The 11,117-nt window shown below is 61.4% G+C and carries 6 protein-coding genes; 5 read left to right on the forward strand and 1 reads right to left on the reverse strand.

Going from position 1 to position 11,117, the window contains the following annotated elements:
• Positions 1-187: 187 nt before the first annotated feature.
• From ACE3SN_RS13875 to ACE3SN_RS13895, 5 genes are all read left to right on the forward strand, one after another.
• Positions 188-1,249, forward strand: coding sequence for a hypothetical protein (locus tag ACE3SN_RS13875; protein ID WP_374530972.1), 1,062 nt, complete (start codon positions 188-190; stop codon positions 1,247-1,249).
• Positions 1,250-1,307: 58 nt separating this feature from the next.
• A complete protein-coding gene (locus tag ACE3SN_RS13880; protein WP_374530974.1) occupies positions 1,308-6,362 on the forward strand; it encodes a hypothetical protein in 5,055 nt (1,684 codons plus the stop codon).
• Between the two features lie 714 nt (positions 6,363-7,076).
• Positions 7,077-7,988 (forward strand): helix-turn-helix transcriptional regulator, encoded by a 912-nt coding sequence (locus ACE3SN_RS13885; protein WP_374530976.1) that lies wholly within the window; start codon positions 7,077-7,079, stop codon positions 7,986-7,988.
• Between the two features lie 354 nt (positions 7,989-8,342).
• Positions 8,343-9,884: a methyl-accepting chemotaxis protein gene (locus tag ACE3SN_RS13890; protein WP_374530978.1), complete on the forward strand. Its 1,542-nt coding sequence runs from the start codon at positions 8,343-8,345 to the stop codon at positions 9,882-9,884.
• Positions 9,885-10,081: 197 nt separating this feature from the next.
• Positions 10,082-10,699, forward strand: coding sequence for an HD-GYP domain-containing protein (locus tag ACE3SN_RS13895; protein ID WP_374530980.1), 618 nt, complete (start codon positions 10,082-10,084; stop codon positions 10,697-10,699).
• 260 nt (positions 10,700-10,959) lie between these two features.
• On the opposite strand, the gene ACE3SN_RS13900 is transcribed toward ACE3SN_RS13895, so the two are convergent.
• The coding region (locus tag ACE3SN_RS13900) for a 3-hydroxyacyl-CoA dehydrogenase family protein (RefSeq protein WP_374530982.1) at positions 10,960-11,117 on the reverse strand (158 nt) is incomplete at its 5' end.

The following is an 11,117-nucleotide window of genomic DNA, read 5'->3' on the forward strand; positions in this document are numbered from 1 at the left end:
AACGGCGCTGTCCGACCTGCTCAGGCCAGCGACGTCACCCACCTGCGCTGGATCCTCCCAGTCCTCAAACCAGGACAGCAGGGCAACCTCCAGTTCTTCGCTATCGTCCGCTGAATTAAGCGGCTGAACCGCCATGGCCCGCGGGCGGTGTTTTCGCTGGCCACTTACTGAAAATGGAAACCTCAAGATGAAAAAACCAGGCAGACTGCTTGGATCGGTCAGTGCTGCGGCATTCGCCATCCTGGCATCGAGTCCCGCCCTGGCGTCGGGTACGCTGGCGGGCTCCACCATTACCAATACCGTGACCGTGAACTATCAGGTCGGCTCGGTTGCGCAGACCGCAACTTCGGCCTCGAACAGCTTCAAGGTCGACCGCAAGGTCAATGTTACCGTCGCCGAGACCGGTTCGGCAACGACCCAGGTCTCACCGGGCCAGACTGCGGCGGTGACCACCTTCACGGTGACCAACCTGTCGAACGCTGCACTCGACTTCGCGCTCGTTGCTGCGCAGCAGTCCGGCGGCACGGCAGCCCACTCGGGTACCGACAATTTCGATGTCACCAACGTCAAGATCTACGTCGATACCAATAACAATGGCTCCTATGACCCCGGTACCGACCTCGAGGTGTCCTACCTCGACGAGGTTGCCGCGGATGCGAGCAAGACCGTCTTTGTCGTTGCCGACATTCCGCTGAGCCTCTCAACCGGCTCCGTCGCTGGTGTCACGCTCACCGCGACCGGCCGCGAGGGCGGCACTGCCGGTAGCCAGGGCGCGGCACTAGTCGAGACGACGGGCGCTGATAGCGCCAATACCGTCGACACGGTCTTCGCCGATGGCGCCGGCAGCAGCGACAGTGCGCGCGATGCGGCCTACTCGGCCAAGGATGACTATACGGTCCTTGCGGCCGCGCTGACCATTGTCAAATCAAGCAAGGTCATTTCCGATCCGCTCAACGGGACGACCAATCCCAAGGCGATCCCCGGCGCGACCATCGAATACTGCATCTCGGTCGCCAATGCCGCCGGCGGCGCCGGCGCCAGCAACGTCGCCATCTCCGACCCCTTGCCGGTAACCGTGACCTATGACTCGGGCTATGGCATCTTCCTCAACGGGACCGTCACATCTGGCGTCTGCAACGCCGATGGCGCGGCCGGTGGTTCCTACAGCTCCGGTACTGTCAGCGGGACGCTGAGCAGCGTCGCAGCCGGCGCGACCAAGACCATGCGCTTCCGCGCGGTCATCAACTGAGTGCGATATGCAGGCGGCATCACCAGCATGCCGCCTGCACGTCCCTGACATTCGATCGATGCGCGGCTTCCTCAAGATCTGGCTTTCGCTCGTAGCGCTGCTTACGGCGCTATGCGGGCTTGTGCCCGGAGCCTTCGCGCAAACCATCACCAATATTGCTTCGGCCAACTGGTACGAGCAGGATAGCCCCCGGTCGGTCCGCTCCAACCCCGTGGCCATCGATGTGCTGAGCGATCCTGCCACCATCGAAACATACAAACGCATTCCGGGCGCAGGTCAGTCGCTGGCCTTTACGCCCTCCCACTGCGGCGAAGCCGAGCTAGCTGTCCCAGGCGGCCTGTCGAGCGACGGCACCGTCGCATCGCTCGAGCGCACCACTTCGCTGCGCATCGGCGATACGCTGTTCTTCCGGGTCAGCGCACCTGCCGCCAATCTTGATCCTGCCAAGATCGACAGCCTCACCGCAACGCTGGTCACCGCTTCGGGTGACCGGGAAACCCTGACGATCTTCGAGACTGCGCCCAATAGCGCCACCTTCGTCGGCGCCATCCCGACAACCGCGGTTCCGCCCCAGCCCGTGCAGGGCGATTGCCGCCTGAGCGTCGCGGCCGGAGATCATATTTCGATCGAATGCAGTCGCAGCGGCACAGCCCACGTGATCGCAACCGCGCAGATCGAAGTGCTGGCCGATCCGTTCGGACTCGTCTTCGCGAGTGAAGATGGAACCCCTGTCGAGGGGGTTCGCGTGTCGTTGGTCGATGCCGTCACCGGCCTGCCCGCCAAGGTCTATGCCGACGATGGGGTAACAACCTGGCCCTCGAGCGTCGTGACCGGTGCGATTGTCATCGACGGGGCCGGCAATTCCCACGCAATGCTGCCGGGCGAATATCGCTTTCCGCTCGCGCCGCTTGGGACATACCGCATCCTGGTCGAGCCGCCAGCGCCCTATACGGCGCCCTCGCAGGCGACACCTGCCGCGCTGTCCGCCCTGCATCGACCTGACGGCAGCGCACTTGAAATCAGCGCTGCATCCTACGGGGGCAGTCTGATCCTTGCGTCTCCCGCTCCAGTGCGGGTCGACATCCCGCTCGATCATCCCTCGTCACCCGTCGCACTGACCAAGACCGCCTCACGCGCATCTGCCCTGCCGGGCGATACCGTCTTCTTTACAGTGACCGTGCGCAACAGCGATGCAGTCGGCACCAAACACAGTATTGTTCTGGTCGATCAGCCCGCGGCTGGCCTGCGGATCCGCAAGACCAGCCTGCGCATCAACGGCCAACCCGCCGGCGATGCAGCCTCATTTGCCGCAGATGGCCGGACCTTCACGCTCGCAATGGGCGACCTTGCGCCTGGAGCGAGCCGGACGGTGACCTATGCCATGACGATCGCGGCGGACGCGCCGGCCGGTCAGCTTGTGAACAAGGTTAGCGCAACCGATCAGCAGGGCCGGTCCGCGCTGGCTAGCGCAGCCGTGAAGGTCGAACGCGAGGATCTGGTTGCCCGCATGACCCTGGTCGGCCAGATCACCGATGGCGGCTGTGAGCTTGGTAACCCGCATCACGGCATTGCGGGCGTCCGCGTCGTGCTTGAAGACGGCAGCTTTGCGATCACGGACGCTGATGGCCGCTATCATTTTGAAGGCCTGGTCCCAGGATCCCATGTCGTCCAGGCCCTGACCGCAACCCTGCCCAAGAGCGGGCAGTTTGTCGATTGCGCGCGTTCCACCCGCAGCGCAGGGAGCGCCAGTTCGCGCTTTGTCGAAGGGCAGGGCGGTAGCCTGGTCGTTGCCGACTTCGCCGCCATTCTACCCGAGGGCGCGCCAGTCGAAGCCGCTGTCGCCGAGCCGGACAGCAAGGCTCCAGACCAGGATGACGCTGCACGCGCTGCGGCCGGTGCCGGCACGGACTGGCTCGCGCTTGGCAATGGCCCCACCGCGTTCCTGTTCCCTGCCATTGATCACAATCCGCGCGCGCCTGCCGTCAGGGTGGTGATCCGTCACCGGGTCACCGAGAAAGTCGAATTACTGGTCGATGGCAAGCCGGTTGACCCGGTCGCCTTCGATGGTACCCGCAGTGCGCCAGGCGGAACCCATTCCGTGAGCCTCTGGCGCGGCATTCCGCTCGATGGCGACGTCACGCATCTCACCGCAATTGTTCGTAACGAGCAGGGCGCCATCGTCGGCAAGCTGACCAGGGACGTCTACTTCTCCTCGGCTGCCGCCCGGGTCGAGCTCGTGCCTGACCAGAGCGTCCTCATCGCCGATGGTACCACCAAGCCAGTCCTGGCCTTGCGCATCCTCGATCGCAACGGGCGTCCGGTTCATGCGGGGCTCACCGGTGAGCTCAGCATCTCCGCGCCATACGAAAGCGCTGATGCCCTCGATGCGATGCAGTCGCGTGCCCTGAGCGGCCTGGGCCGCGCCGCGCCGCGCTGGTTCGTCAAGGGCGATGACGGGATCGCCTATGTCGCGCTTGCCCCAACCATGGTCAGTGGGAAGTTGCACCTCGAGTTCAACTTTGCCGAGGGGCAGCAGCGCCGCCGGCAGGAACTCGATACCTGGATTGCCCCAGGCAAGCAGCCCTGGACCATCGCCGGTCTCGTCGAAGGCCGGGGCGGGGCAATCGATATCGCCGATGCCATGGGGAAAACCGGAACGTTCGCGAGCGATCTTGGGCGTCATGGCCGCATCGCGTTCTATGCCAAGGGGCCGATTCTTGGTCGTTTGATTGCAACCGTTGCCTATGACAGCGCCAAGCAGCGCGATGACCAGCGGCTGCTCGGGGCACTCGATCCGGCGGCCTACTATACCGTCTTTGCCGATGGATCAGACCGCAGGTTCGATGCCGCCAGCCGCGAGAAGGTCTATGCACGCGTCGAAGGCAAAGGGCTCACCGCACTCTATGGCGATTTCGATAGCGGGTTCGACCAGACCCAGCTCGCCCGCTATCAGCGGACCGCGACCGGATTCAAAGGTGAATTCACCAATGGCTCGCTCCATGCCCAAGGGTTCGCAGCCCGGGTCGCATCGAGCCACCAGCACGATGAATTCCAGGGCGGAGGCATCTCGGGGCCTTATCGCCTCTCCAACCGCGCCATCATTGCCAACAGCGAGGTCGTAAGTCTCGAAGTGCGCGATCGCTACCGCTCCGAAGTGATCGTCTCGCGCCAGGCGCTCGTGCGCTTTGTCGACTATGATATCGATCCCCTGTCGGGAACGATCACCTTCAAGCAGCCGGTTCTGAGCCGCGATGAAGCGCTCAATCCGCGCTTCATCGTGATCGATTACGAAGTCGATGAAACGGCACGCGGCGGTAAGATTACCGCGGGCCTGCGCACCGATTACACCACCAAGGATGGCACTCTGCGGATCGGCGCCAGCCTTGTCACCGACAATGCGGCCGACGGGGCAAGTGGCAGCCCTGCGCGCCGCTACCTCGCAGCCGTCGACCTGCGCGCCCGCATCGGGTCGCAGACCGAGCTGCGCGCCGAGACCGCGCTGACCTTCAACCAGGGACAAGTGGTGCATGCCTGGCTGGTCGAGCTTGAACACCATTCCGCAAGACTCGATCTGACCGCCTATGCAAGGCTCGCCGAAAGCGGCTTCGGGCTCGGTCAGACCACACTTGCCGAACTGGGCCGCCGCAAGTTCGGAATCGACGCCCAATACCGCGTGAGCGAAAGTCTCGGGCTGACCGCGAGTGCCTGGCATGATGACAGCCTGACCGACCCTGCGCAGCGCACTGCGATCCAGTTCGGCGCGCTCTATCATACCCAGAAGACGGATTGGCGCCTCGGCGTCGCGACGATGCGGGACACGCTTGCCGCCGGCACTTCCGCGAATTCTACCGTGCTTGAATTTGGCATGACCCACCGGCTGCTGGACAACAAGCTGGAACTGACCGGCGCATCCAGTCTCGCGCTTGGTCCGGCCAAATCAGTCGACCTGCCGCAGCGCCACCAGCTTGGTCTGCGCTATGCGATCACGCCGGATGTGCGGTTCGTGGCGAACTACGAAATTGCCAAGGGGGAAAGCCTCAATGCACGTACCGCGCGCGCCGGCTTCGAGATCACGCCGTGGAACGGCGCGAAGCTTGCGCCCACGCTTGGCCAGCAAGAAATCAGCGAATACGGCAAGCGCTCCTTTGCCGCCTTCGGTCTGGCCCAGAGCCTTGCGCTCTCACAGCACCTGACCATCGATCTGACCCTGGATTCCAGCCAGACGATTGGCGGCATCAACCCCGCGCAGCTGATCAATCCGGCCCATCCGGCTTCGAGTGGCGGAAATCTTGGCGGCGGCGATACTTATGGCGAGGACTTTACCGCCCTCACGCTTGGCGGAAACTGGCGCGACGGGCGCTGGAGCGTCAGCGCGCGCGGTGAATGGCGCGACGGCCAGATGTCCAATCGCAAAGGTCTGACATTCGGCGCAATCCGTCAAATCGGCGAAGGCTCGATGCTTGGTGGCGGCTTCACCTGGACCAAGGCAACCGCGCAAGATGGAGCAATGAGCAAGGTCTTCGACGGATCCCTGGCCTTCGCCTATCGTCCGGCCAAGTCCAGCCTTGCCAGTCTGGCCAAGCTTGAATTCAGGTCAGACCAGGTCGAGAATGCAAACCTCCAGAGCAGTGGAGCGGTCGCAGCGAGCGCCTTCACGGTCTCAGGCAATGCCAAGTCGCAGCGTCTGATCGGCTCGGTTTCGCTGGACTGGTCGCCGCGCGAGCGCCTGGGCGAACAGTTCGTACAGCGCAGCGAAGTAAGCGCCTTTGTCGCCGCACGCTACAATTTCGACAGCGTTGAAGGCTTCGATCTGTCCGGTACAACCCTGTTCGGCGGCCTGAATGCCCGCTTAGGGCTGAGTGAGCACTTCGACCTGGGCGCGTCGCTCACGGTGCGCACCAATCTCTCCGATCATACGACGAGCTTTTCCTATGGCCCGCAAATCAGCTTCAATCCGGCCAACGACATGCTGCTGACCCTTGGCTATAATATCAGTGGTTACCGGGATCGCGATTTTTCGGCCGCAGAAAATACCGACAAGGGCCTCTACGTGGCAGTCAAATTCAAATTCGATGCCGGGACATTCGGCTTTCTGGGACTGAACGGGCGGTAAACACCGGTCACTCCCGGTTTCAGGCTGCAGCTTCTGCCCAGGAATCACGCGGCTTTACCTCCCCTCGTGCCTGCGTTTGGTCGGTGTCTCCGAACTGCCGGCTGGTATCAGCCGCGAGCTCCGCAGAGCATTCAAGACTGATCCGGGCCGCGCCGGAAAATCCCCATATTCTGCGTCTGTGCTCTGCTAGACGTGAAGGTTGGATCCTGCGCCGCAGACCTGGCATTGCCTGTCTGGGTTGCTGCGAGCCAGACCTGCTCTGGCAGCCCCGTGCGGAGCACTTGCCGGCCAACAGCCATGCTTCAGTTCGTTGCAATTCGCTGCCTGACGGCCGGCAAGGAAGCCGTAAATGGCGCTGAGGCGCGGCATAGCATACGCTGTGCGCACATCACGAGGAGGCAAACCCAACCAACCAAATCTGCAGCGCTCTCCAGGCAAATGACTTTGGACAGTCGATCAATCGATTCATCCGGGAAACGCAAGTGCCGGATGCGAGAGTTGGCGGGCACGTGCCACCAAGCGGTAGCGCCGTGCCCCGCCTCGCCGATCCGAAGCAGCGCAAATACGTAAAGGGGGCAAGGACCCTAATTAACCAAACCTGTGCAACCTGCTTGTCATATCTCAGTGAGGGGTCGCGAGATAGGAGCCGCTATGCATCTTTTGCCGGGTCTCGCATTTGGGAATTGTGAGGCCGAAACGTTTTCACAATGTGCAATGGCCTCCGAAGCGTTCGCGCAAGTTGTTCCCTCGATGTCTGTAAAGCAGGTTAGGCAGGGCGAGCAATTCCTGGCCAGGTTCGCGATGCGCACCATCGGCAAGACCGTGCTTTCCGCAAACGCGACGCTTCCTTGCGAAATCGAGGTGGAAGAACCGCGCGGCTGGCACATCATGATTGGCTACATGGGCCATATTGAGGTCGCTTTCGATAGGTCTTCAGTGGAATTGTGTGGCGGCCGAAACGCCTTGCTGATGCCGGATGTCCGCCGCACAAGGCACAATGCCAGACAGTCCGTAATCGTCGCCAGCCTTGATGAGCAACGTCTCCTCGACACCGTCGATATTATCGCGGGAAGGGATCCTGGAACTTCCCGGCTGGAGCAGAACTACCGTGAGCTTGATCTGCGCTGCGGGAGAGAACTCTATCCCGCCCTGCAGCGCCTTTGCGCCCTCGTCGATGCGACCGCGAGCGATCCGCATTGCGCCGAATTGCTGGGTCTGGAGGACGTATTCTATCGCTGGATCGCAATCTCGCTTGATTGCCAGGATGCCGACAAGAGATCGCTGCGGAACGATGCGCCCGATACCAGGCGACTGGACGTCGTTTGTGACCTGATCCGCTCGATCCCCGAACACCCAATCACTCTGACTGAAATGGAGCGCATCAGCGGCATGTCAGCCAGGGCCCTGCAATATGCCTTCAAAGCAAGGTTCGATTGCTCGCCAATGGAATGGCAGCGCCAGGAACGGATCCAGGCAGCCCGCAAGCTCCTGATCAGCGCCGGTCCGAATGAAACCATAACTTCAATTGCCTACTCGCTTGGCTATTCCAGTTCGGCGGCCTTTGCCACGCAGTACAAGCATTATTTTGGGGAATCACCGTCAGCCACTTTGGCCATGGCGGCTTGACGACCCCAAAAGCGGCATCCGTCTTGCGCCGCCGGGACCGTTTGCATACCTTTGGTACCGCGTTGCACCCTGCTTCATCCCGGGCGCAATGACCGCGCAGGATTAGCCGCAAGCACTGACAGACCCGTCCCTGGCGCGGCACTGATCACATTCGCGCGAACATTCGACCATTTCAAGAAGTGCCCTGCCGGCGCCAGGTTGCGCCGCAATGAAGGCCGGTTTGCGCTTGTTTGAACGCCAGCCTGCCGAAAATCGGACATGTCCGGAGCTGAAAAAGACAGCTCAGTGAGCAGCCAGGTTGCCCGCCGTCGGCTTTGGACTGCTCCCACAAGCCAAGAGATTGCGTGAAAGCGAATGGCCATGAAGAAATCACTATCCTTTTTCGGTATCGGCCCAACTGACCTGCAGCGCCTTCCACGCATCGCGAGAGCACTCCGTCTTTTTGCCCCGGCCGCCCTTACACGGCTCTATGACAAGATCTCCATCACGCCCGAGGTCGCGCGGCTTTTCCAGTCGCGGACCGTCATGGAGCACGCCAAGGCAAAGCAGATTGAACACTGGACTTGTCTGTTCAGCCAAGAGCCCGATGAGGCCTATCGCGACAAGGCAGAGCAGATCGGCCTGGTCCACGCCCGGATTGGCCTTGAACCGAAATGGTATATCGGCGGCTACGCGACTGTCCTGGAAGACGTTCTGGCCAAAATGATCAATCGCTCTCCACTGGGTCTGCTCGATGGCGGACGAACCGGGCGCGCCGCCGGTTCGTTGGTGAAACTTGCGTTGTTCGATATGAGCGTTGCCCTGACTGCCTACATAAAGGTTGAAGATGAGCGCCGTCTGGCAGTCATCCAACAGCTAGGAGATGCGCTGTCGAGATTGTCTGAAGGTGATTTGTCAACGCCGCTCGGCCAGCTGCCGGAAGCCTACGCTCGGATCGAAGCGGATTTTGAACAGATGCGTCAAAAGATCAGCGCGGCGCTCTCCGGCGTCACCGGTGCTGCCAGCAGCATCAATGCCGGTGCCTCGCAAATCAGGTCAGCCTCTGATGATCTGGCCCGCCGCACAGAGCTTGAAGCGGCCCAGCTTGAGGAAACTGCCGCCGCGCTAAGCGAGGTAACCTCGAAGATCGCTGAAACTGCCAGCGATGCCGACACGGCGCGTCAGTCGATTGCCAGCGCTCTGCAATCTGCCGAAAGCGGACGCACCGTCGTGACCAACGCTATTGCCGCGATGGCCGATATCCAGACGTCAGCGCAGCAGATTCACCAGATCATCAGTGTAATCGAAGGCATTACCTTCCAGACCAACCTGCTTGCACTGAATGCAGGGGTGGAAGCTGCCCGCGCGGGGGATGCCGGCCGCGGCTTTGCCGTCGTGGCTAGTGAAGTTCGTGCACTCGCCCAGCGCTCCTCAGATGCTGCCAAAGATATCAAGCATTTGATCAAAGACAGCAGTGACTTCGTCGATCGCGGCGTCGAACTGGTCAACGAAACCGGCGCTGCATTCGACAATATTGCGCGGCAGGTAGACGAGGCATCGAGCCGGGTATCTCAGATCTCCGAACTGGCCAGCCAGCAGGCCCGCAACCTTGGCCAGGTCAATGCTGCAGCCCGGGATATGGAACTCTCGACGCAGCAGAATGCCGCCATGGTTGAAGAGTCCAATGCCGCCGCACGCAGTCTGGCCGGCGAAGCAGAGCATTTGCTTTCATTGGCTTCTGCATTCAGCCTCGAGGATGCGGCAGGCGGAACCATGATGAACCTTTCTCCCAAAGCGCCATTGCCCGTGGTCTCGTTCAAGCGGTCGGTGGCTTCCTTCGCGCCCTCCACACCCAGAACCAATTTGGCCGTCGCAGTTGATTCCCAGGATTGGAGCGAGTTTGGCGGCGGCGCGTGATTCATCGGGTCGCCGCGTTATAGCGATCCGCAGCATTCACCCGGTGTCGTTGCCCGCGCACTTCCTGAGCAGTGGTTTCGGCCGCTGCTTCACGCGGGGCGATAGAACATGCCGCGATGAGCTGATCGAACCTGGAATTAAAGGATCGCTCGGGTCGGCCTGGAGCGATCTAAAAGGATGAATGCGGCGAGCGTGAGATGTTCATTCAGCACAAATGTGATTTCGGCGAGCAAAATTCCCAAAAGCTGAGCTTAGGCGGCCGCCTGCAACTGGGGCGCCACGAGCGCAATTCCGGATTGGTCGCGGGATTGATCGCCGACGCCTTAGGTCTTGCTCCAGAGCGCTGCCGCCTGATCGAGCGTGCTACCGCACTTCATGATATTGGCAAGGTCTTCTTGCCTGCCCACATTTTCGAGAAGGCCGGGCCGCTCGATGCAGCCGAAGAGGCCCTGATGCGGATGCACCCGCTTACCGGACATGCCTTTCTCAAATCCAGACGCGGTTCGCCGATCCTTGAGCTTGGAGCCTATATCGCGCTTGTCCATCATGAGCGGTGGGATGGGAGTGGCTATCCATTTGGCCGAGTTGGGGCGGAAATCGAGCTGCCCGGACGTATCGCAGCCATCGGCGACATATATGCGGCCCTTCGGGAATCAAGACCCTACAAGGGGGGATTAAGCCATGATCAGGCGATCGAAATAATCACAGAGGAGTTTGCGGGTAAAATCGATGCCTTAGTCATAAATGCTATGATGAAGTGCGAGAATAATATTCGAGAAATTATCGATGATCGCGAGATAGCCCATCAACTTTAAATTTTGAAATCTCCAAATCATGATCTCTGGCCCATTACGGGCGAAGGTCGAGATTGGCTGCACATAGCTCCACTGGGCTGATTGCCCTTGCTTTGCCAAGCAGATGCGAGCCGTGCGCCGCTTCGGTGCTCGCTTGCCGCGATCTGATTGCGGGGAGGGGGGCAGCTGCCGACCAGCGGCAGCAATGCTCGTCCCCTAGGGCACGGGCCGCGTCGCGTAGCCCATAGCGCGCTCCAGCGCGCTCCGCCGAATGTCCTTCGTTACCTCGTGGCGACCGGTGCATCGCCACTGTAGTCATAGAAACCGCGGCCCGTCTTGCGGCCGAGCCAGCCCGCTTCGACATATTTGACCAGTAGCGGCGCGGGACGATACTTGCTGTCGCCGGTGGTGTTGTAGAGCACCTTGACGATATCGAGAC

This window comes from Novosphingobium sp. (assembly GCF_041915465.1).
GTDB lineage: Bacteria > Pseudomonadota > Alphaproteobacteria > Sphingomonadales > Sphingomonadaceae > Novosphingobium.